Below are 24,317 nucleotides of genomic sequence, written 5' to 3' on the forward strand. Positions count from 1 at the left end.
ATCAAATTAAAATAGAAGATTATTAATTTAATTTATTATTATAGATTATAGCCTTATGTCAAGAATATTCAAAGAATATAAAAAATTGAATCTTAGTCAGATAACCATAGAAATATCTCAGTACTGGAAAAAACATAAGATTTTTCAAAATAATTCTAATTTTCATAATAAAAAAAATATTCCTTCATATATTTTATATGAAGGGCCTCCATCTTTAAATGGAAATCCTGGGGTTCATCATATTTTAAGTAGAACCATAAAGGATATTTTATGTAGATATCATATGATGAAAGGTAAAAAAGTTTTTAGAAAAGCCGGTTGGGATGCTCATGGACTTCCAGTAGAGTTAAATGTAGAAAAAAATATAGGAATTACTAAAAATGATATAGGAAAAAAAATTAGTGTAAAAGAATATAATAATTTTTGTAAAAACTTTGTTAATGCATCATTAAATAAATGGAAATTATTTACAGATAAAATAGGTTTTTTCGTCGATTTAGATAATTCGTTTATTACCTATAATGCAAAATATATAGAAAGTATATGGTGGTTGATTAAAAAATTATATAATAAAAATCTTATTTATAAAGGCTTTACCATTCAACCTTATTCTCCTGCTGCAGGAACAGGATTAAGTTATCATGAATTGAATATGCCGGGAACTTATAAAAAAGTAGAACAATTATCTCCATTTTTAAAATTTAAAGCAATTAAAAATACTTTACCCGATAAATTTAAAAATATATCAGGGGATATATATTTTATATCATGGACTACTTCTCCTTGGACTCTTCCTTCTAATACAGCGTTAGCTTTCGGTTATGATATAGATTATGTTTTAGTACAAACTTATAATACATATACTTTTTTAAAAGAAAATATTGTTTTTTCTGAAAAATTAATTCATAAAATATTATTACCGAGTCAATTTTATTCTGTTTCAAATAATATTTTGTTAGATTATGATGTAAAAAATATAAAAAAAAACAAAAAAATACCTTATTTAATAATAAAAAAATTTAAAGGAAAAGAAATTATACACAGCAAATATGAGCAATTATTGCCTTGGTTTAAACCTTATCGTAACGAAGAAAACGCATTTCAAATTATAACAGGAAATTTTGTGAATGTTAATGAAGGATCAGGAATTGTTCATATTTCTCCTACATTTGGAATGGATGATTTTTCAGCATCTAAAAAATACAATATTCCTCTTATGTTAGTTTTAAATGAAGAAAATATACCCGTTCCTTTAGTTGATTTTCAAGGAAAATTTATAAAAAATTTTCCTCATGGATTTTCTGAAAAATATGTTAAAAATGAATTTTATACAAATCAAAAAAAAGTTTTTTCAGTAGATCAAGAAATAATTCTTTTTTTAGAAAAAGAAAAAAAAATATTTAGAACGGAAAAACATATTCACTTTTATCCGCATTGTTGGAGAACAGAAAAACCAATACTTTACTATCTATTAAATTCATGGTTTGTAAAAACTACAGAAATAAAAGATAAAATGATTAGTTTGAATAAAAAAATTCAATGGTATCCTGATTTTACAGGTAAAAAACGTTTTGATTCTTGGTTAAGAAATACAAAAGATTGGAATCTTTCACGTTCTAGATATTGGGGAACACCTATTCCTATTTGGAGAACGGAAAAAGGAGATGAAGAAATCGTGGTAGGATCAATTAAAGAGTTATTTTTTGAAATTCAAAAATCTATTAAATATGGTTTTATGTCATATAACATATTTGAAGATTTTCTATTAGATGATATGAGTGATGATAATTATAATAAAATAGATTTGCATAAACATATTTTAGATAAAATCATATTGGTTTCTTCTAAAGGACAACCTATGAAAAGAGAATCCGATTTAATTGATGTATGGTTTGATTCTGGAGCAATGCCATATGCTCAATTTCATTATCCATTTGAAAATAAAGAATATATAGATAAAAATTTATTATTTCCTGCTGATTTTATTTCGGAAGGAATAGATCAAATAAGAGGATGGTTTTTTACTTTACATGCTATTAGCAGTTTATTATTTGATTCTATAGCATATAAAAATGTAGTATCAACAGGATTGGTTTTGGATCAAAATGGTCGTAAAATGTCAAAAAGTAAAGGAAATACTATAAATCCTTTTGATTTAATAGATAATTATGGTCCTGATGCTATACGTTGGTATATTATATTCAATTCCGAACCTTGGGAAAACTTAAAATTTAATATAAATGAAATTCATACCATTATAAACAAATTTTTTGGAACATTGTACAATATCTATTCTTTTTTTGTTTTATATGCAAATATTGATGGTTTTTCTTACAAAGAAAAAGAAAACTTCAATGAGTACATTGAATTAGATTTTTGGATTCTTTCTGAATTAAATACTCTTATTCAAAAAACAGATAATTATTATGCTAACTACAATCCAACTAAAGTATCACGTTTGATTTCATCTTTTGTTTTAGATAAATTAAGTAATTGGTATGTTAGATTATGTAGAAGAAGATTTTGGAAAGAAAAATATACAAAAAACAAAATTTCTGCATATCAAATTCTTTATAAATGTTTAACTGTTGTTGCTAAATTAATTTCTCCTATTGCTCCATTTTTTTCTGAAAAATTATATGTGGATTTAAATTCTGTAACTAAAAAAGACAATTTTAAAAGCATTCATTTTACAAGTTTTCCTAATTATGATTCTAATTTAATTAATAAAAAATTAGAGAATAAAATGCTTTTGATTCAGAAAATAGTGGCAATGGTTTTTTCGATAAGAAAAAAAAATAAAATTAAAATTCGTCAACCTTTGCAGAAATTGCTTATTCTTATTTCTGATAAAAAAATACGTTTTCAATTAAAACAATCATCTGATATTTTATTTCAAGAAGCTAATGTCAAAGAAATAGAATTTCCGTCTTCTTATAAAAGTCTTGAATACACTAAACATATTAAACCTAATTATCAATTTTTGGGGCCTAAATATGGAAATGAAACTCAAAAAATTTCCGAAATTATAAAAAAATTTAATCAAAATAAAATTAGAGAAATAGAAAAAAATAAAAAATACGTTTTTTTTATGGGAGAAAAAAAAATAGTACTCTCTTTAGAAGATGTTAAAATTACTACTGAATATATTAAAGGTTGGTCTGTTTTATTTGATTCTAAATTTACAATAGCATTAGACTTACGAATTACAGATCTTCTTTGGGAAGAAGGTTTTGTTCGAGAATTAATTAGACATATACAAAAATTAAGAAAAGATCGTAAATATAATGTTATTGAAAAAATATTTGTATATATCAGTGTAAAAGGAGATTATTTATCTCAAAATAAAACACAAATTATTTTACAAAGAAATAAGGATTTTATTTGTAAAGAAACGCTTTCTGTAGATATTTTTTTACAAGAAAAAAAAACAGAACATGAAGAAGAAGAAGAGATCTATTTCGAAGAAAAATTCATATTATATATGCGGATTTTAAAAGTGGAAAATATAAAAAAATGAAAGGACAAGGGAAACAAAGATATTCTATGGAAGAAAGAAAAGAATTTCGTAAACTTATACTTGAAAAATTGAAAAAAGCAAAAAAGGATTTATCAATTTTTAAAAAATCTTTTTATAATGATCAAAATAATGGAACAGACGATACTTATCCTACTTTTAAAGCTTTTGAAGAAGGATCAGAAACTTTAAGCAAAGAACAAAATGCTCAAATTGTGGAACATTTACAAAAATTTATAAAAAGTTTAAATGCGGCATTAATTAGAGTAGATAATAAAGATTATGGAATATGTCGTATTACTAACAAATTAATACCAAAAGAACGTCTTATGGCAGTCCCTCACACTACTTTAAGTATTGAAGGAAAAAGACATCTAGAAAAAATAAATAAATAAATTTTATTTTTTTGAAAAAATTTTTTGTAATTATTTTTTCTATTTTATTAATAGATCAAGTTTTAAAAATTTATATTAAAACTCATTTTAAATTAGGAGATGGTGTTTTTATATTTTCTTTTTTTCGTATTCTTTTTGTTGAAAATCCGGGAATGGCTTATGGTATTAGTTTTAATGAAGGATATCATGGAAAAATAATATTGAGCATATTACGATTTTTTTTAGTTTTTTTTATTTCTATTTTTCTTTATAGAAATATAAAAAAGGATTCTTCTAAATATTTTACTATTCCTATAAGTTTAATTTTATCTGGAGCTATAGGAAATTTTTTAGATAGTGCATTATATGGATTATTATTTAATACAGGAACAATTTATAATCAAGAATATAAAAAATGGATTCCTTATATTGGAATATCTAAAATAAATTATGATTTTTTTGAAAAAAATAGGGGATATGCTTCTATTATGGAAGGATGTGTTGTAGATATGTTTTATTTTCCTATAATAGATACCTATATTCCTTACTGGATTCCATTTTTTGGAGGTTATAATTTTCAATTTTTTAAACCTATTTTTAATTTATCAGATGTTATGATATCTATTGGGATGTTTTTATTGATCATATTTAAATCTAAAATTAGAAATGTAAAAATATTATAACATTTATTATTTTTTTGAGATTTATAAAAATCTCCATAGATTTGTATCGTCCTGATTTTCATTATTACGAATAAAATTTGAATAGCCGGTGTAGCTCAGTTGGTCAGAGCACGTGATTTGTAATCTCGGGGTCGTGGGTTCGAATCCCTCCATCGGCTTTTTTTTTTGGGGAGATACTCAAGTATGGTTAACGAGGACAGACTGTAAATCTGTTGGCTTTGCCTTCGCAGGTTCGAATCCTGCTCTCCCCATCACATAGCGGAAGTAGCTCAGTTGGTAGAGCATCAGCCTTCCAAGTTGAATGTCGCGGGTTCGAATCCCGTCTTCCGCTCTATTATATGAGAATAATTAATGATATGGCCAATGTAGCTCAGTGGTAGAGCACTTCCTTGGTAAGGAAGAGGTCACGGGTTCAAATCCCGCCGTTGGCTTTTTAAAACTCAATATTTTAATAATTTTATCATGGCAAAAGAAAAATTTAAACGAGACAAACCACACGTAAATATAGGTACCACAGGTCATGTAGACCATGGTAAAACAACTTTGACTGCTGCAATTACAAAAGTTTTATCAGAGATTGGTTTAGCAGAAGAAAAAAGTTTTGATGCAATAGATAATGCTCCTGAAGAAAAGGCTAGAGGAATTACTATTAATACATCTCATGTAGAATATGAAACAGAAAATAGACATTATGCACATGTTGATTGTCCGGGACATGCAGATTATGTAAAAAATATGATTACAGGAGCAGCTCAAATGGATGGGGCAATTCTAGTTGTAGCAGCTACAGACGGACCTATGCCCCAAACCAGAGAACATATATTATTATCTCGTCAAGTAGGTGTTCCAAAAATTATTGTATTTATGAATAAAGTAGATCAAGTAGATGATCCAGAATTACTAGAATTAGTAGAAATGGAAATTCGAGAATTACTTTCTAAATATGAGTATGATGGAGAAAATATTCCTATAATACAAGGGTCTGCTTTAGGAGCTTTAAATGGAGAAAAAAAATGGATAGAAAAAATAAAAGATTTAATGAAAGTATTAGATGATTATATTCCTGAACCTATTCGTGAAATGGATAAACCATTTTTGATGCCTGTAGAAGATGTTTTTACTATAACAGGAAGAGGAACAGTAGCAACAGGTCGTATTGAAAGTGGAATTATTAATACAGGAGATTTAGTTGATATAATTGGAATGGGAGAAAATAAATTATCGTCCACAGTAACAGGAGTTGAGATGTTTAGAAAAATATTAGACAGAGGTCAAGCAGGAGATAATGTGGGGTTATTATTACGCGGAATAGAAAAAAAAGATATAAAAAGAGGAATGGTAGTTGGAACTCCGGGATCTATAAACCCTCACAAAAAATTTAAAGCAGAAGTTTATATTCTTACAAAAGAAGAAGGTGGAAGACATACTCCTTTTCATAATAAGTATCGTCCTCAATTTTATTTAAGAACGACAGATGTAACAGGAGAAATTCATCTTCCAAATGGCGTAGAAATGGTTATGCCTGGAGATAACGTTTCTATGGAGGTAGAATTGCATCATCCCATAGCCTTAAGTGAAAATTTACGTTTTGCTATTCGTGAAGGCGGAAAAACGGTAGGAGCGGGACAAGTTATTCATATAATGGATTAATTTAATGAATAAATAAAAATATATCTACGGATGTAGCTTAGTTGGTAGAGCATCGGTCTCCAAAACCGAAGGTCGTAAGTTCGATTCTTACCGTCCGTGCATTGACTAAATATATACATGAAAAAAAATAATTTTTTTTTAGAAATTTATAATGAATTTTTTCATTGTATTACATGGCCTAAATGGGAAAATTTACAAAAAACAACAATGATTGTATCTTTTTTTTCCATATTTCTATCCATATTTTTATATGGAGTAGATGGTTTTTTTATTTTTTTGATTAAAAAATTATTTTCTTTATAAAAATTATATATTAATGAGTGATTTGGAAAGGAAATGGTATGTAATAAAAACCATGAGTGGACAAGAAAACAAGGTGAAATCATATATTGAAAATGAAGTTAGAGATAATGGATTTCAGGAACATATAGGAAAAGTGTTAGTCCCTATTGAAAAAGTTATACAAATGAGAAAAGGAAAAAAAATTCATAGAGAGAAAGTTCATTATCCTGGATATGTTATGGTAGAAGCAAATTTAGAAGGAGAAGCGGCTCATGCAATAAAAAATGTTCCGGGTGTTATAAATTTTTTAAGTGAAGGGAAAGGTTCTTCAGCAGTTCCTATTCCTATGAGGAATGAAGAAGTTAATAAAATGTTAGGAAAAATAGATCAATTATCTGAAAGTTATGAAAATATTCGTATTCCTTTTGTAGTAGGAGAAACTATTAAAGTGATAGATGGGCCTTTTACAGGTTTTAATGGAACAATTGAAAAAATAAATGAAGAAAAAAAAAAATTAGAATTAGCTGTTTTAATTTTTGGAAGAAAAACTCCATTAGAATTGAACTTTACACAAATAGAAAAAATTTAATGGAATCATGAAAAAAAAAGTAATGAAAAGAATTAGAATACAGAAAATCAATGGAGGAAAAGCAAGTCCAGCCCCTCCTATTGGTCCTATTTTGGGAAGTTCTGGAGTTAATATTATGGAATTTTGTAAACAATATAATTCTCTTACTCAAAATAAAATGGGAGAAATATGTCCAGTTATAATAACTGTATATGAAGACAAATCATTTTCTTTTGTTATTAAAAAACCTCCAGTTTCTATTCAGTTATTAGCTGTAGTAAAAAAAGAAAAAGGATCTAAAGAATCTAATCGTTTTAAAATAGGAAAAATTAGTTTAAACAAAATTAAAATAATTGCAAAGAATAAAATGGAAGATTTTAATTGTTTTTCGATTGAATCCGCTATATCTATGATTTCCGGTACAGCTAGATCTATGGGAATAGAAATTGATAGTTAGATTATAAAATTTCATTCATTTTATCATAGTATGTCAAAAAGATTAACCAAAAATAAAAAGAAAATTCTAGAAAAAGTTTCTAGTAGAAAGTATTCTCTAAAAGAAGCAATATTTCTTGTTCAAGAAATTGATTTTGTAAAATTTGATGCATCTGTTGATATTTCTGTACATCTTAATGTAGATGTTCGTATTCCTAATCAAATGGTAAGAGGGACAGTTTTATTACCTCATGGTACGGGTAAAAATATTAGTATTTTAGCTTTGGTTCCTAAAGAAAAAGAGTTAGAATCAAAAAAAGCAGGAGCAGATTATGTTGGATTAAATTATATTGAAAAAATTAAACATGGATGGACTCATGTTGATGTTATTGTTGCTACTCCTTCTGTTATGAATCAATTGGGTCCTATAGGAAAAATTCTGGGTCCTAAAGGATTAATGCCCAATCCAAAAATGGAGACCGTTTCTGCCAATCCAGAAAAATCTATTAAAGAAATTAAATCTGGAAAGATTTCTTTTAAGGCAGATCGTTATGGAATTATTCATGCTTCGGTAGGAAAAATTTCGTTTTCATATCAATATTTATTGGAAAATATCGAAGAATTTATGAAAGTAATTATTCGGCATAAACCTTCTACATCTAAAGGTTTTTATATAAAAAGTATTTATTTATCTAGCACTATGAGTATTGGTATTCCATTGGATTTAAGAAATATTGTGAATAAATGAATAAAAAAAATAAAAAAAAAGAAGTATTAAAATTAGTTTCTATATTAGAAAATAATGAAATGATATATTTAGTTGATATATCCAATTTAGATTCTCATAAAATATCTATTCTTAGAAAAAATTTCCATGAACATGGTATTAAAATGAAAATGGCAAAAAATACTTTATTGAAAAAAGCTATACATGAAATTTATAATAAAAAATTTGATTCTTTTTTTTCTATTTTAAATGGAAATACAACTATATTATTTTCAAATTTCAACATTGCAAATATAACTTCAAAAATTATCAAGGATTTTCATATTAAGGAAAAAATTGAAAAACCTTATTTAAAAGGAGTTTATGCTCAAGAATCTTTTTATTTTGGAGGAAACAAAGATTTGGATTTATTGTTACATCTTAAATCAAAAGAAGATATGATCATTGAAATTTTAAATATACTTCAATTATCAGTAAAGAATATAGTTTCATCTTTTTTAAATTCAACAAAATATCAGATATGTGGACTTTTAGAAGTTTTATCTTCTAAAAAAAAGTGAAAAAATGAAAAAGTAAGTATTCTATACTTACAATATTTAATAATATAAAAATTAATAAAATGATAGAAAAGTTAGCAGAACAATTAGTAAATCTAACCGTAAAACAAGTTAATGAATTAGCTACTATATTAAAAAAAAAATATGGAATAGAACCATCTACTTCAGTTCAAATAAAAAATACTTCATCTCAAGATCAAAAAGAGAAAATTTCTGAAAAAGAGGAAAAAAGTATTTTTAACATAATTTTAAAATCATCTGGAAATTCTAAATTATCTGTAGTGAAATTAGTAAAAGAAATAACTGGAAAAGGTCTTAAAGAATCTAAAGATTTAGTAGATAACATTCCCAGTGTTCTTAAAGAATCTGTAAATAAAAAAGAAGCAGAAGATTTTAAAAATAAATTTGAAGAAATAGGTGCTGAAGTGGAACTCAAATAATAAGTTTACATTTTTTTTAAATCCATTAAATTAAAATTGGTGAATTTGGTGAATATAGAAAAAAAAAGAATCACTTTTGCTTCAGTAGCAAAACAAGTAGAATATCCAGATTTTTTGGGTATTCAAATCAAATCATTTAAAGAGTTTTTTCAATTAGATGCAAAACCAGAAGATAAAAAAAATGAGGGGTTATTCAAAGCTTTTACAGAAAATTTTCCAATTTCTGATGCTAGAAATTCTTTTGTTTTAGAATTTAAAGGGTATTCGATAGATTCTCCTAGATATTCAATAGAAGAATGTATAGAAAGAGGTTTAACTTATAGTGTTCCTTTAAAAGCTAAATTAAAATTGTATTGTACTGATCCTGAACACGAAGATTTTGAAACAGTGTATCAAGATGTTTATTTAGGAACATGTCCTTATATGACTCCATCTGGTTCATTTATTTTTAATGGATCGGAAAGAGTAATTGTATCTCAATTACATCGTTCTCCTGGTGTTTTTTTCGGTCAATCCCATCATGCTAATGGAACAAAACTTTATTCTGCTAGAATTATTCCATTTAAAGGATCATGGATAGAATTTGCTACAGATATTAATAATGTTATGTATGCATATATTGATAGAAAGAAAAAATTGCCTATGACAACTTTATTACGTGCCATAGGATATGAAAGAGATAAAGATATATTGGAAATATTTGATTTAGCTGAAGAAATAAAAATAGAAAATAATGAAAAAAATATTTTAAATAAAACTCTAGCAGCTAGAGTTTTAAAAATTTGGCATGAAGATTTTGTTGACGAAGATACAGGTGAAGTTTTGTCTGTAGAAAAAAATGAAATTCTTATAGATAGAAATGTTTTTTTAAAAGAAGAACATATTGATATTTTAATTCATCATGAAATAAAAACTATTTTAGTGCATAAAGAAGGAGAAAGAAAGAAAGATTATTCTATTATTTATAATACTTTACATAAGGATCCCACTAATTCTGAAAAAGAAGCTGTAGAATATATTTATAGACAACTTAGAAATACTGAACCTCCAGATGAAGAAACTGCTAGAGGAGTTATAGATAAACTTTTTTTTTCCGATGCTAGATATAGTTTAGGACCTGTAGGTAGATATCGGTTAAATAAACGTCTAGGTCTAAATATAGATCCTGATTATCTAGTTTTAACTAAAAAAGATATTATTGCAATAGTAGAACATTTAAATGCTTTGTTTAATTCTAAAAGAGAAGTAGATGATATTGATCATTTATCTAATAGAAGAGTAAGAACAGTAGGAGAACAATTGTATACTCAATTTAGTATTGGTTTAGCTAGAATGGCTAGAACCATAAGAGAAAGAATGAATGTTCGTGATAATGAAGTTTTTATGCCAGTAGATCTGATTAATGCTAAAACTTTATCATCCGTAATAAATACTTTTTTTGGAACAAACCAGTTATCTCAATTTATGGATCAAACAAATCCTTTATCTGAAATTACTCATAAAAGAAGACTTTCAGCATTAGGTCCTGGTGGATTATCCAGAGAAAGAGCAGGTTTTGAGGTAAGAGATGTTAATTATTCTCATTATGGAAGATTATGTCCTATAGAAACTCCAGAAGGACCAAATATAGGTTTAATATCTTCTCTATCTGTATTTGCGAAAATTAATAATATGGGATTTGTTGAAACTCCTTATAGAATTGTATATAATGGAAAAGTAGATTTAAAATCTAAAGTAAAATATTTAAGTGCAGAAGAGGAAGAAGGTAAAATTATAGCACAAGCTAATGCTATTGATGAATATGGAAATTTTTTATATGATAGAATTATAGTTCGTGAAGATGGAGATTTTCCTATAGTTAATCCCAATCAAGTAAATTATATAGATGTAGCTCCAAATCAAATTGCTTCTATATCTGCTTCTCTAATTCCTTTTTTAGAACATGATGATGCAAATAGAGCTTTGATGGGATCTAATATGATGCGCCAAGCCGTTCCTTTATTAAAACCTGAAACACCTATTGTAGGAACTGGTTTAGAAGAACAAGTCGCAAGAGATTCACGTATATTAATTAATGCAAAAAAAAATGGATTAGTGGAATATGTTGATGCCAATAAAATTATTATTCGTTATGATAAAACAGATAAAGAAAATTTAGTAAATTTTGATTTTCAAGTTCAAGTATATGATTTGATAAAATTTAGAAAAACAAATCAAAATACATGTATAAATTTAAAGCCTATTGTAAGAAAAGGAACGAGAGTAATTCAGGGACAAATTTTATGTGAAGGTTATGCTACAGAAAATGGCGAATTATCTTTAGGAAGGAATTTAAAAGCCGCTTTTATTCCATGTAATGGATATAACTTCGAAGATGCTGTTTTAATTTCAGAAAAAGTGGTAAGTGAAGATTGGTTTACTTCTATACATATAGATGAATACTCTTTAGATGTTCGTGATACAAAATTAGGAATGGAAGAATTAACTAATGATATACCTAATGTTAGTGAAGAAGCAACCAAAAATTTAGATGAAAATGGAATAATAAGAGTAGGAGCAGAAGTTAAACCTGGAGATATTCTTATTGGAAAAATAACTCCAAAAGGAGAATCTGATCCTACTCCAGAAGAAAAATTATTAAGAGCTATTTTTGGAGATAAAGCTGGAAATGTAAAGGATGCTTCTCTAAGAGCAGAACCGTCATTATTTGGAGTTGTTATAGATACAAAACTTTTCACTAGAAGTATAAAAGATAAAGTATCTAGAGCTCAGGATAAAATAAAGATAACACATCTAGAAAAAGAATATGAAAAAAAATTTTCAAATTTAAAAAACTTATTAATTAAAAAATTGCAATCTATTTTAGATGGAAAGTTATGTCTCAATTCTGTTTTCAATGAAAAAAAACAGGAAATAATAAAAAAAGGAACAAAATTTACAATAAAAATACTGAGTAGTATACATGATTATATAGATATTCATTATAGTGATTGGACTGATAATATTGAAATTAATAATTTAATATCAGAAATTTTACATAATTATAAAATCGCAGTGAGTGATTTAAATGGAACTTTTAAACATCAAAAATTCTCTATTACTGTTGGGGATGAATTACCTTCAGGAATAATCAAAATGGCAAAAGTATATATTGCGAAAAAAAGAAAACTAAAAGTAGGAGATAAAATGGCAGGAAGACATGGAAATAAAGGTGTAGTAGCTAGAATATTGAGAGAAGAAGATATGCCTTTTTTAGAAGATGGAAGTCCTGTCGATATTGTTTTAAATCCTTTAGGCGTTCCCTCTAGAATGAATATAGGACAAATATATGAGACGGTATTGGGTTGGGCTGGAAAAAAATTAAATGTTAAATTTTCAACACCTATATTTGATGGAGCAACAATAGAAGAAATTAGTAAATATACAGACAAAGCTCAAATTCCTCGTTTTGGTACTACCTATTTGTTTGATGGAGGAACAGGAGAAAGGTTTGATCAACCTGCCACTGTAGGAGTGATATATATGTTGAAATTAGGTCATATGGTAGATGATAAAATGCATGCACGTTCAATAGGTCCTTATTCTTTAATTACTCAACAACCTTTAGGAGGTAAAGCTCAATTTGGAGGACAACGTTTTGGTGAAATGGAAGTTTGGGCTTTAGAAGCTTTTGGTGCTTCTAATATTTTACGTGAAATTTTAACTGTTAAATCAGATGATGTTCCTGGAAGAGCTAAAACTTATGAATCTATAGTAAAAGGAGAAACCATGCCTGAACCTAATAATCCAGAATCTTTTAATGTTCTTTGTTATGAATTAAAAGGATTAGGATTAGATATACGTTTAGAAGAATAGAGTGAATTTTTGTTATTCCATTAAAAAAAATGAATAGAAAAAGAAACAATAAATTTAATAAAATAATTATTCGATTAGCTTCTCCAGAAGTTATATTGAAAGAATCACATGGAGAAGTATTAAAACCGGAAACAATTAATTACCGTACTCATAAACCAGAAAGAGATGGTCTTTTTTGTGAACGAATTTTTGGTCCAGTAAAAGATTATGAATGTGCTTGTGGAAAATATAAAAGAATTCGTTATAAAGGGATTATTTGTGATCGATGTGGAGTTGAAGTTACCGAAAAAAAAGTAAGAAGAGAACGTATGGGACATATAAGTCTTGTAGTTCCTATTGTTCATATTTGGTGTTTTCGATCATCTCCTAATAAAATTGGATATTTATTAGGCTTATCTTCTAAAAAACTTGAAATGATTATTTATTATGAACGATATGTTGTGATTCAAGGAGGATTAGGTTTACGTTCGGATGGATCTATTTTTAATAAAGGAGATTTTCTTACTGAAGAAGAATATTTACAAGTTTTAAACAAACTCCCAAAAGGAAATCAACAATTAGAAGATTCCGATCCCAATAAATTTATTGCTAAAATGGGAGCAGAATGTATAGAAGATCTTTTAAATAGAGTAGATTTGGATCTTTTATCAATGGAATTAAGAAATCAAGCTAATAATGAAACTTCTAAACAAAGACGTACAGAAGCATTAAAACGTTTACAGATTGTTGAATCTTTTAGAGAAGGAAAAAAAAATGGAGGAAATCCATCTTGGATGATTATTCATGTATTAGCAGTGATTCCTCCTGAATTACGTCCTTTAGTTCCTTTAGATGGAGGAAGATATGCTGCTTCTGATATGACTGATTTATATCGTCGTGTACTTATAAGAAATAATCGTTTGAAAAGACTTATAGAAATCAAAGCTCCTGAAGTCATTTTACGAAATGAAAAAAGAATGCTTCAAGAAGCTGTTGATTCTCTTTTTGATAATTCAAGAAAAGTTTCTGCTGTAAAATCAGAAGGAAATCGTCCTTTAAAATCTTTATCTGATGCATTAAAAGGGAAACAAGGTCGTTTTAGACAGAATCTTCTTGGAAAAAGAGTAGATTATTCAGCGCGATCTGTTATTGTAGTAGGCCCCCATTTGAAATTACATGAGTGCGGATTGCCTAAAGATATGGCCGCAGAACTTTATAAACCTTTTATTATCAGAAAGTTAATTGAAAGAGGAATAGTAAAAACAGTAAAGTCTTCCAAAAAAATTATTGATAAAAGAGATCCCATGATATGGGATATTTTAGAAAATGTTTTAAAAGGACATCCTGTTTTATTGAATCGAGCTCCTACATTACATAGATTAGGAATTCAAGCTTTTCAACCTAAATTGATAGAAGGAAAAGCTATTCAATTACATCCTTTAGTTTGTGCTGCTTTCAATGCAGATTTTGATGGAGATCAAATGGCTGTTCATTTACCTTTATCTCATGGAGCCATATTAGAAGCTCAACTTCTGATGTTAGCTTCTCAAAATATATTAAATCCTGCAAATGGGTCTCCTATTACAGTCCCTTCTCAAGATATGGTATTAGGACTATATTATATGACTAAACCTTTAGTATCAGATTCTGAAAGAAAAGTGAAGGGAGAAGGACTTATTTTTTATTCTCCAGAAGAAGTTGAAATAGCATATAATCAAAATGTAGTAGATTTACATGCTTTGATTAAAGTTAAAGTTTTTATCCGTGAAGAAGAAAAATTTATATCCAAAATAATAGAAACAACTGTAGGAAGAGTTTTATTTAATCAAGTAGTACCCAAAAAAGTAGGATTCATTAATGAATCTCTTACAAAAAAGTCTTTGAGAGAAATTATAGGTAAAATATTACATATTACAGATGTTCCTACTACTGCTAACTTTTTAGATGATATTAAAGAATTAGGTTTCTATAATGCATTTAAAGGGGGATTATCTTTTGGGTTGGGAGACATTATTATTCCTGACAATAAAAAAAAGATGGTTTTTCATGCTATTAAACAAGTAGATAATGTAAAAATGAATTATAATATGGGATTGATCACGAATAATGAACGATATAACCAAGTAATTGATATATGGACAAATACTAATGCTATGCTTACTGAAAAAGTAATGAAATATATGCGTGAAGATAGAAATGGATTTAATCCCGTATATATGATGTTAGATTCTGGAGCAAGAGGTTCTAAAGAACAAATACGTCAACTTTCAGGAATGCGTGGTTTAATGGCTAAACCTCAAAAAGCAGGATCTTCTGGAGGAGAAATTATTGAAAATCCTATTTTATCTAATTTTAGAGAAGGTCTTTCTATTTTAGAATATTTTATATCTACTCATGGAGCTAGAAAAGGATTAGCTGATACTGCATTAAAAACTGCAGATGCGGGATATCTCACAAGACGTTTAGTTGATGCAGCTCAAGATGTTATCATTAAAATAGATGATTGTAAAACTTTACGAGGATTAGAAATTTCTGCATTAAAAAAAAATGAAGAGGTTGTAGAAACTTTATTTGATAGAATTTTAGGGCGTATATCTTTAAATGATATTTATAAAAAAAATGAATTGATAATTTCTTCAGGAGAGATGATTAATGAAAAAATTGCAGAAATAATTGATAAATCTGGAATTGAAATAGTAGAAGTTAGATCTCCTTTGACTTGTGAAGCAAAAATGGGAATTTGTTCTAAATGTTATGGTCGTAATTTATCTACAGGAAAAATAGCTCAAAAAGGAGAAGCAGTTGGAGTTCTTGCGGCACAATCAATTGGAGAACCAGGAACACAATTGACTTTACGAACTTTTCATGTTGGAGGAACAGCAGGAAATATTACGGAATCTTCACAAATAAAAGCAAAATATGAAGGAATCATAGAATTCGAAGATTTAAAATTGGTGGAAACAAAACAAAATTCTAATCAAATAGGAATAGTAGTTTCTCGAACTACGGAAATGAAACTATTCAATTTAAAAAAGTCATCTGTTTTAATGGCAAATAATATTCCTTATGGTGCTTGTTTGTATGTGAAACATGGAGCTCAATTAAAAATAGGAGACACAATTTGCAAATGGGATTTGTATAATGCAGTTATTGTTGCAGAATTTTCTGGAACAATATCTTACCAACATTTAGAGAAAGGAGTAACATATCAAGTAGAAATAGATGAACAAACTGGATTTCAAGAAAAAGTTATAACGGAAGTAAGAAATAAAAATTTGATCCCAACATTAAAAATTCTTAATGAAAAAAACGAGGAACTAAAAGTGTATAATCTTCCAGTTGGAGCTCATTTAATGGTAGAAAATGAAGAAAAAATAGATATAGGAAAAATATTAGTAAAGGTTCCAAGAAAAACAGCTAAATCAGGAGATATCACAGGAGGGTTACCTCGTTTATCTGAATTATTTGAAGCACGTAATCCATCTAATCCAGCTGTAGTATCAGAAATGGATGGAATAGTTAGTCATGGAAAAATAAAAAGAGGAAATAGAGAAATCATTGTAGAATCTAAAACAGGAGAAATTAGAAAATATTTAGTAAAATTATCTAATCAAATACTTGTACAGGAAAATGATTATGTAAAAGCAGGAATGCCATTATCAGATGGAGCAATCACCCCTAATGATATTTTAAATATAAGAGGCCCTAGAGCTGTTCAAGAATATTTAGTGAAAGAAATACAAGAAGTGTATCGTTTGCAAGGTGTAAAAATTAATGATAAACATTTTGAGGTTATTGTTTTACAAATGATGAGAAAAGTAGAAGTAATAGATGTAGGAGATAGCAAATTTTTAGAAGGGAATATAGAATATAAAGATGATTTTATAGAAGAAAATGATAGAATTTCTCAAATGAGAGTAGTAGAAGATTCCGGAGATTCTGAAACATTTAAAAATGGAGATATTATTAGTTACAGAGATTTAATAAATGAAAATACAGTTATAAAATATAAAAATAAAAAATTAATCAAAACTAGAAATGCAATTCCTGCTACGGCAAGGCCTATTTTACAAGGAATCACAAGAGCTGCATTACAAACCAAATCTTTTATTTCTGCAGCTTCATTTCAAGAAACAACAAAAGTTTTGAGTGAAGCAGCTATAAGTAGCAAAATTGATCATTTACATGGATTAAAGGAAAATGTTATTGTAGGACATAAAATTCCCGCCGGAACTGGATTGAGAGAATATGAATCCATTTTTACAGATATTTCGCAATGAATATAGCATGAATAATCATGCTATATTTGACTTTTTGTTTAATGCATATATATCTTGTCTGGTTCATTCTCATTTAATATTTCAATAATTCTCCTCACACCGGGATTTTTACGCATGAAGATTTCCAAAGTTAGTGGTTCTTCTTCCTGATTTGTTGATGCGACTTTTGGATTTTGATCGTTAGTATCACATTTATATTTTTTATAAAAATACAATATGTATGATTACATATTAATATTCAGATATATACAAAATTATATTATATATATTTATTTCATTATTTTTTTCCATTGATCTTTTATAGATACTGTTTGATTAAAAATAGTAGTATTTTTTTTATTGATAATTTTACTATCTACATAAAAATAACCAATTCTTTGAAATTGGAAATGATCTCCTTTTTTTACTTTTTTTAAATAAGGTTCTGCGTAACCTGTAATTTCTTCTTTTGATTTAGGATTAATATGTTTATGAAAATTTATATTTGGATTTCTTTTTAAAAAAAGAGGATTGTATAAATTAATTTTTATGGGAAAAGAATGTTTTATAGAAACCCAATGTAAAGTACTTTTCACTCTTCTTTTTTCTTCAATTTGATTTTTTTTTCCAGATTTACTTTTGGGATCATATGTACAATGTATTTCTTTTATTTCTCCTTTATAATTTTTTATTATAGAATTGGCTTTTATGATATAAGCATTTTTAAGCCTTACCTCTTTTCCAATACAAAGACGAAAAAAATTTTTTTCATTTTTTTCCAAAAAATCATTTTTTTCTATATATAGAAATTTTGAAAAAGGAACTTTTCTTCTTCCAAAATTAGAATCTTCGGGATTATTTTCTGCTTCTACCCATTCTGTAACATTTAAATAATTATCAATAACTAATTTAATCGGTTGTAATACCACCATAACTCTAGTTGATATTTTATTCAAATGTTTTCTAATCCAAAATTCAAGAAAGGATATATCTATTACATTATTTCTTTTTGTAATTCCTATTTTATGAACAAAATTTTTTAAAGCAACAGAAGTGTATCCTTTACGACGTAATCCCGATATTGTTAGAATACGTGGATCATCCCAATATTGAATGATTTTCTTTTCAATCAAATATTGAATTTTTCTTTTACTAGTTATAGTATGACTTAAATTTAATCTTGAAAATTCTATTTGTTTAGGTCTGATTCTATTATTATTTTCAATAAAAATTTGATCCAAATACCAATTATATAATGGGCGTCTATTTTCAAACTCTAAAGAACATAAAGAATGAGATATTTGTTCAATATAATCACATAAACCATGTGTCCAATCATAAGTAGGATAAACACACCATTGAGATCCTGTTCTATGATGTTTTTTTCGTAAAATTCTATACATAATTGGATCTCTCATATTCATATTTGAAGAACTCATATTAATCTTAGCCCTTAAAACACAAGACCCTTCCCCAAAAAATCCATTTTTCATTTTTTCAAAAAGAAATAAATTTTCTTCTACAGATCGATTTCTATAATCGCTATCAATTCCCCTTTCAAAAGGATTTTTTCTTTGAAACTGTATAATATCTTGAGATTGATCATCTACATAAGCTTTATTTTCTTTTATTAATTTTATAGCCCATTTATAAAGTTGAGTAAAATAATCCGATGCATAACTTTCATAATTCCAATGGAATCCTAAAAAAAGGATATCTTTTTTTATAGAATCTATAAAATTTTTGTTTTCTCCTATAGGGTTAGTATCATCAAATCTTAAATTAATTGGACACTTATATTTTTCACTTAACTCAAAATTTAAACATATAGCCTTCACATGCCCAATATGAAGAAATCCATTCGGTTCTGGAGGAAAACGAAATTTTATTTTCTCGATAGGAAATCCATTTTTTATATCTTCTTCTATAATTTTTTCTATAAAATGTATATGTGATTCTATTTTTAGTACGAATATAACCAATTTTTTGAAAAAAATATATTTTTGCTATGTTATTTTAATAATAGTTGGGTTTTGAATTATACAGAAACAGTTCAATGGATTTTCAATCGTCTTCCAATTTATCAAAATACAGGATTGAAATCATATAAACCAGGTTTAAAAAGAATACAAAATTTTTGTTATCATTTAGGAAATCCTCAAAATTTTTTTAAAAGTGTACATGTAGCAGGAACGAATGGAAAAGGATCTACAGTACACATGTTATCTTCTATTTTACAAGAAGAAAAATATAATATAGGTCTATTTACTTCTCCTCATTTAATAGATTTTAGAGAGAGAATAACCTATAATGGAATTTTTATAGAAAAAGATTTTGTTATAGATTTTATAAATGAAAATAAAAAATTTATAGAAAAAGAAAAAATTTCTTTTTTTGAAATGAATACAGCTTTAGCTTTTCAATATTTTAAATATAAAAAAGTAAATATAGCAATTATTGAAGTAGGGATGGGAGGACGATTGGATTCCACTAATTTAATTATTCCGGAAATATCTGTAATTACAAATATCAGTATAGATCATACAGAAACTCTTGGAAATAACCAATTAAAAATAGCCTCGGAAAAAGCTGGAATTATAAAAAAAAACGTATCAGTAATAATAGGGAGAAAAATATCGAAAGAAGTTCGATTCCTTTTTCTTAAAGAAGCTTTTAAAAAAAATGCTCCAATTTATTTCTCTACAAAATCTAGAAAAGATTATCAATATAAAATACCTTTTAAAGTAAATTATCAAGATTTTAATCGAAATATAGTATTAAAAATAATAAGGATTCTACATTATAGAAAAAATATCATAGTATCTAATCAATCAATAAAAAAAGGATTAAAAAACGTTATAAAAAATACTCCTTTTAAAGGAAGATGGCACATATTGAAACAAAAAAATCCTAGAATTATTTGTGACATAGCTCATAATGAAAATGGTATATATATGATAAATAAACAGTTAAAAAAAGAATCATATGAAAAATTACATTTAGTATTGGGTTTTGTAAAAGAAAAAAAAGTAGATCAATTATTAAAACATTTTCCTATTGAATCTTTTTATTATTTCTGTCAACCTGATATAGATAGAAAATATTCTATTCATGATTTAACAATATTAGTTTACAAAATATTTAAACAACAAGATAAAATCACTTTTTTTTCTTCTGTAAAAAAAGCTTTTTTGTATGCCAAAAGTCAAGCTAATAAAAATGATTTAATTTTAATTAGTGGGAGTACGTTTGTTGTATCTGAAATCTTAAATTTTTTTCTTACATTTGAGTAAATTTTATTTTTTCAATTAAGGAAAGGGCAATTAGCTCAGTTTGGTTTAGAGCATCTGTTTTACAAGCAGGGGGTCACTGGTTCAAATCCAGTATTGCCCACTATTTTTAATAGAATAAAATTTAATATTTCTTCTTTTTTTTTTGGGTCAAACCATATAATTGATGGATCCTTTTTATACCAAGTCAATTGTTTTTTAACATACTTTCGGGTATTATTTTTTATTTTTTCTCCTATTTTATTCAAATCCATTTCTCCTTTATGAATAAAATCAAATATTTCTTTATATCCTATAGTTTGTAAACTATTTAAATTTCTATAATGATAATAGAGTTTAGCTTCATCTAATAAACCTATTTTCATCATATTATCTACTCTATTATTTATTCTATAAAAAATTTTATATTTAGGCATTATTAATCCTATTTTCAATATTATAAAGTTTCTTTTCTTTTTTTTATGAAAAAAAAAAGAAGGATTTTTTCCTGTAGATAGAACTATTTCTAAATATCGAATTAAACGTCTAGGATTACAAATATCTATTGATTCTCCTGTTTTTTTAAATTTAAAAAATTCTTTTTGTAAAAAAGAAATTCCATTTTTTTTAAAATGATAAATTAAATAATCTCTAACATTAGGATTTATTTCAGGAAATTCAGATAAGCCTTCTGTTACTGCTTTTTCATATAAACTAGAACCTCCTACCATAATTAATATAGAATATTTAGTAAATAATTTTGATATTTTTTTTAAAGAATCTATTTCAAACAATTTAGCATTATAAGTATTATGAATGCTTAAATGTCCAATAAAATGATGAGGAATCTGAGATAGTTCTTCCACAGTAGGTATAGATGTTCCTATTTTTAATTCCTTATAAAATTGTCTAGAATCACAGGATAAAATTTCAGTTTTTAATTTTTCAGCTAAAAATAAGGAAAGACGTGTTTTTCCCACACAAGTAGGCCCTATGATAAAAATAAGAAATTTTTTATTCAATTGTAATTGAAGAAAATTTAGATAAATTATTATACATACAGTAATCTACTAAAACTAAAGCGGTCATAGATTCAACAATAGGAATAGCACGAGGTAAAACACAAGGGTCATGTCTTCCTTTTCCTTCTATAAAAACAATATTTCCATATTTATCTATGGTTTTTTGTTTTTTCATTATTGTAGCTACAGGTTTAAACGCTATTCTAAAATAAATATCCATTCCATTTGAAATTCCTCCTTGTATTCCTCCGGATAAATTTGTTTTGGTTTTTCCATTTTTTAAAAATAAATCATTATGTTGAGAACCAGTCAATTTAGTTCCATGAAATCCACTTCCATATTCAAATCCTTTTACAGCATTAATTGAAAGCATAGCTTTTCCTAATTCAGAATGTAATTTATCAAAAACAGGTTCTCCAATTCCTATTGGAATATTTTTAATTACACAAGTAATTATTCCTCCTATAGTATCTCCTTTATTTTTAATTTCCTGAATCTTAGATATCATTTTTTTCGCAGTATCTGGATCAGGACATCTTATAGGATTTTTTTCTATTGATTCTCTGGAAAGATCTAATTCTTGATAAGATTTATTTAAAAATATATCTCCAACAGAAGAAACATAAGATATGATTTTAATATTTTTTATTAATTGTTTAGCAATGGCTCCAGCTACTACTCTACATATTGTTTCTCTTGCAGAAGAACGTCCTCCTCCTCTGTAATCTCTGATTCCATATTTTTTTTCATATGTTAAATCTGAATGAGACGGGCGATAAACTTCTTGAATATGATCATAATCATCCGATTTATGATCTTTGTTATAAATAATAAAACCAATGGGAGTTCCTGTGGTTTTATTATTAAATATTCCAGATAAAAAATTTATTTGATCAGGTTCATTTCTAGAAGTAACTATAGATGATTGTCCCGGTTTTCTTCTATTTAATTCATATTGAATTTCTTTGAAATTTAATTTTACTCCTGCTGGACATCCATCGATAACTCCACCTAATGCGATTCCATGGCTTTCTCCAAAAGTGCTAACTCTAAATAAATTTCCAAATATATTCCCTGCCATAAAAATTCTAGTTTTTAATTTCTATAGAAAGAGGTCTTCCCATATGGTTTATTCTACTCATTCCTATTAATATTTTATTTCTATAACGTTTTTCTACTTCAAATAACGAAGAATTTGATAAAATTTCTATGTGACCAATATTAATACGTGAATTATTAACTGCTTGATTGATTAAATTTATCAGTCCTAATTTTGTCAAATTGTCTTTAAATCCTATGTTTAAAAAAAGTTTTGAAAAGAATTTTTTTTTATTATACAAAAAATTACAATTTTTTTTGTTGTAAGAGATTGGATTTAAATCTTGAGAATTTTTATAAAAATTTATAAAATGATTGAATTCTATCCAAGAAAAACGTTTTATTAATTCTTTTTTATCAAAAAATTCTAAATTTTTTTGTATTTCAGGAAGAAATTTATTCATTAATTTTTCATCTACAACTGTTTTTTTTACTTTTTCTATAAAATAAAAAAGTTGTTTTTCACATATTTCTTTTCCGGTAGGAACCATAACACGATCAAAACTTTTTCCAATTCTTTTTTCAAATTCTTTCAAATTTCTAATTTCTTTTTTTTGTATAATACAAACAGAAATTCCTACATTTCCAGCTCGACCAGTACGCCCACTTCTATGAACATAGATTTCACTTTCTTTTGGAAGATTATAATTAATAACATGAGTTATATTATTAATATCTAGTCCACGAGCAGCAACATCTGTTGCTACAAGAAATTGTAAATTTCTATTTCTAAATCTGTTCATAACAGATTCACGTTGTGTTTGTGAAAGATCTCCATATAAAGCATCTGCATTATAACCATCTTTAATTAAAAATTCTGCTATTTCTTTAGTTTCTTTTTTAGTACCACAAAATATAATCCCATAAATATCAGGATTTATGTCTACAATTCTTTTCAGAGCTAAATATTTTTTTTTAAAATTTTCTATTATATAATAAATATGTTTGACATCATCTGAACCTATATTTTTTTTTCCTGTAATAATTTCTACAGGATCTATTAAATATTTATGAGCTATTACGTTCATATATTTAGACATTGTTGCTGAAAATAAGAGACTTTGTCTATTTTTTGGTAATTTTTCTATGATAGAATCTAATTCATCTTTAAATCCCATATTTAACATTTCATCAGCTTCATCAAGTACTAAATATTGAATTTTATCAAAACATAATTTTTTTCTTTTCATTAAATCAATAATTCTTCCCGGAGTTCCTACTATAATATGAGTTTTACTTTTCAAAGATTGAATTTGAGAATTAATATTAGCTCCTCCATATAAAGAAACAATTTTTATAAATGATGAAAATTTTGAAAAACGACAAAGATCTCGTGTTATTTGTATACACAATTCTCTTGTAGGACATAAAATTAAAGCTTTAGGAAAAGTAGAATCAAAATCTATTTTTTGAATAATTGGAAGTCCAAAAGCAGCCGTTTTTCCTGTTCCAGTTTGAGCTAATGCTATAATATCTTTTTTTGAAGACAATAAAAAAGTAATAACTTTTTCTTGTATTGGTGTTGGATATTTAAAACCAATATCTTCTATAGCTCGAATTATATTATCATCAAAAAAATTATATTCTTTAAATGTTTTCATA

The 24,317-nt window shown here is 26.6% G+C and carries 17 protein-coding genes and 6 tRNA genes; 19 read left to right on the forward strand and 4 right to left on the reverse strand.

Annotation, left to right across the window (positions count from 1 at the left end):
• The first annotated feature begins 55 nt into the window (after positions 1-55).
• The 17 genes from ileS to rpoC all read left to right on the forward strand — a co-directional run bounded on the left by ileS (position 56) and on the right by rpoC (position 17,347).
• A complete protein-coding gene (gene ileS / locus G9C01_RS01125) occupies positions 56-3,520 on the forward strand; it encodes an isoleucine--tRNA ligase (protein ID WP_166265331.1) in 3,465 nt (1,154 codons plus the stop codon).
• Entirely contained in the window at positions 3,517-3,912 is a 396-nt protein-coding gene (locus G9C01_RS01130; RefSeq protein ID WP_166265334.1) for a TraR/DksA family transcriptional regulator, read from the forward strand. Before ileS ends, G9C01_RS01130 begins: the two co-directional genes overlap by 4 nt.
• Before the next feature lie 11 nt (positions 3,913-3,923).
• Complete coding sequence (locus G9C01_RS01135) at positions 3,924-4,574, forward strand: lipoprotein signal peptidase (RefSeq protein ID WP_166265337.1); 651 nt, start codon at positions 3,924-3,926, stop codon at positions 4,572-4,574.
• Positions 4,575-4,658: 84 nt separating this feature from the next.
• A tRNA-Thr gene (locus tag G9C01_RS01140) sits at positions 4,659-4,732 on the forward strand.
• 9 nt (positions 4,733-4,741) lie between these two features.
• Positions 4,742-4,825 (forward strand) — tRNA-Tyr (locus G9C01_RS01145).
• Between the two features lie 7 nt (positions 4,826-4,832).
• A tRNA-Gly gene (locus tag G9C01_RS01150) sits at positions 4,833-4,905 on the forward strand.
• A 28-nt stretch (positions 4,906-4,933) separates the two neighbouring features.
• Positions 4,934-5,005, forward strand: a tRNA-Thr gene (locus tag G9C01_RS01155).
• Between the two features lie 31 nt (positions 5,006-5,036).
• Complete coding sequence (gene tuf, locus G9C01_RS01160; RefSeq protein WP_166265340.1) at positions 5,037-6,224, forward strand: elongation factor Tu; 1,188 nt, start codon at positions 5,037-5,039, stop codon at positions 6,222-6,224.
• A 26-nt stretch (positions 6,225-6,250) separates the two neighbouring features.
• Positions 6,251-6,323, forward strand: a tRNA-Trp gene (locus G9C01_RS01165).
• Between the two features lie 18 nt (positions 6,324-6,341).
• Entirely contained in the window at positions 6,342-6,527 is a 186-nt protein-coding gene (gene secE, locus G9C01_RS01170; protein WP_166265343.1) for a preprotein translocase subunit SecE, read from the forward strand.
• 13 nt (positions 6,528-6,540) lie between these two features.
• On the forward strand, positions 6,541-7,095 hold the full coding sequence (nusG, locus tag G9C01_RS01175) for a transcription termination/antitermination protein NusG (protein ID WP_166265346.1): 555 nt from the start codon (positions 6,541-6,543) through the stop codon (positions 7,093-7,095).
• Between the two features lie 7 nt (positions 7,096-7,102).
• A complete protein-coding gene (gene rplK, locus G9C01_RS01180) occupies positions 7,103-7,531 on the forward strand; it encodes a 50S ribosomal protein L11 (RefSeq protein ID WP_166265349.1) in 429 nt (142 codons plus the stop codon).
• A gap of 30 nt (positions 7,532-7,561) precedes the next feature.
• Complete coding sequence (rplA, locus tag G9C01_RS01185; RefSeq protein WP_166265352.1) at positions 7,562-8,257, forward strand: 50S ribosomal protein L1; 696 nt, start codon at positions 7,562-7,564, stop codon at positions 8,255-8,257.
• Positions 8,254-8,796: a 50S ribosomal protein L10 gene (rplJ, locus tag G9C01_RS01190; protein WP_166265355.1), complete on the forward strand. Its 543-nt coding sequence runs from the start codon at positions 8,254-8,256 to the stop codon at positions 8,794-8,796. The genes rplA and rplJ overlap by 4 nt, the downstream gene beginning before the upstream one ends.
• A 59-nt stretch (positions 8,797-8,855) precedes the next feature.
• Complete coding sequence (gene rplL / locus G9C01_RS01195) at positions 8,856-9,233, forward strand: 50S ribosomal protein L7/L12 (protein ID WP_166265358.1); 378 nt, start codon at positions 8,856-8,858, stop codon at positions 9,231-9,233.
• A gap of 45 nt (positions 9,234-9,278) precedes the next feature.
• The gene (gene rpoB / locus G9C01_RS01200) at positions 9,279-13,088 is read left to right on the forward strand and encodes a DNA-directed RNA polymerase subunit beta (RefSeq protein ID WP_166266383.1); all 3,810 of its coding nucleotides are present in this window, start codon (positions 9,279-9,281) and stop codon (positions 13,086-13,088) included.
• A gap of 29 nt (positions 13,089-13,117) precedes the next feature.
• The gene (rpoC, locus tag G9C01_RS01205; protein ID WP_166265361.1) at positions 13,118-17,347 is read left to right on the forward strand and encodes a DNA-directed RNA polymerase subunit beta'; all 4,230 of its coding nucleotides are present in this window, start codon (positions 13,118-13,120) and stop codon (positions 17,345-17,347) included.
• Between the two features lie 269 nt (positions 17,348-17,616).
• Here rpoC and glnS read toward each other — a convergent pair whose 3' ends face one another.
• Positions 17,617-19,308 (reverse strand): glutamine--tRNA ligase, encoded by a 1,692-nt coding sequence (glnS, locus tag G9C01_RS01210; RefSeq protein WP_242673958.1) that lies wholly within the window; start codon positions 19,306-19,308, stop codon positions 17,617-17,619.
• Between the two features lie 51 nt (positions 19,309-19,359).
• Between glnS and G9C01_RS01215 the strand changes: the two genes are divergently transcribed.
• Both G9C01_RS01215 and G9C01_RS01220 read left to right on the forward strand, forming a co-directional pair.
• On the forward strand, positions 19,360-20,619 hold the full coding sequence (locus G9C01_RS01215; protein WP_166265364.1) for a bifunctional folylpolyglutamate synthase/dihydrofolate synthase: 1,260 nt from the start codon (positions 19,360-19,362) through the stop codon (positions 20,617-20,619).
• A 24-nt stretch (positions 20,620-20,643) separates the two neighbouring features.
• A tRNA-Val gene (locus G9C01_RS01220) sits at positions 20,644-20,719 on the forward strand.
• Here G9C01_RS01220 and miaA read toward each other — a convergent pair.
• Genes miaA through G9C01_RS01235 form a run of 3 tightly spaced genes read right to left on the reverse strand, consistent with a single transcriptional unit; the run spans position 20,679 to position 24,316 of the window.
• The gene (miaA, locus tag G9C01_RS01225) at positions 20,679-21,575 is read right to left on the reverse strand and encodes a tRNA (adenosine(37)-N6)-dimethylallyltransferase MiaA (protein ID WP_242673962.1); all 897 of its coding nucleotides are present in this window, start codon (positions 21,573-21,575) and stop codon (positions 20,679-20,681) included. The genes G9C01_RS01220 and miaA overlap by 41 nt on opposite strands.
• 34 nt (positions 21,576-21,609) lie before the next feature.
• The gene (gene aroC / locus G9C01_RS01230) at positions 21,610-22,698 is read right to left on the reverse strand and encodes a chorismate synthase (protein ID WP_166265367.1); all 1,089 of its coding nucleotides are present in this window, start codon (positions 22,696-22,698) and stop codon (positions 21,610-21,612) included.
• 7 nt (positions 22,699-22,705) lie between these two features.
• Complete coding sequence (locus G9C01_RS01235) at positions 22,706-24,316, reverse strand: DEAD/DEAH box helicase (RefSeq protein ID WP_166265370.1); 1,611 nt, start codon at positions 24,314-24,316, stop codon at positions 22,706-22,708.
• Between the last annotated feature and the right edge of the window lies 1 nt (position 24,317).

It is taken from the genome of Blattabacterium sp. DPU (assembly GCF_011290385.1).
Lineage (GTDB): Bacteria > Bacteroidota > Bacteroidia > Flavobacteriales > Blattabacteriaceae > Blattabacterium.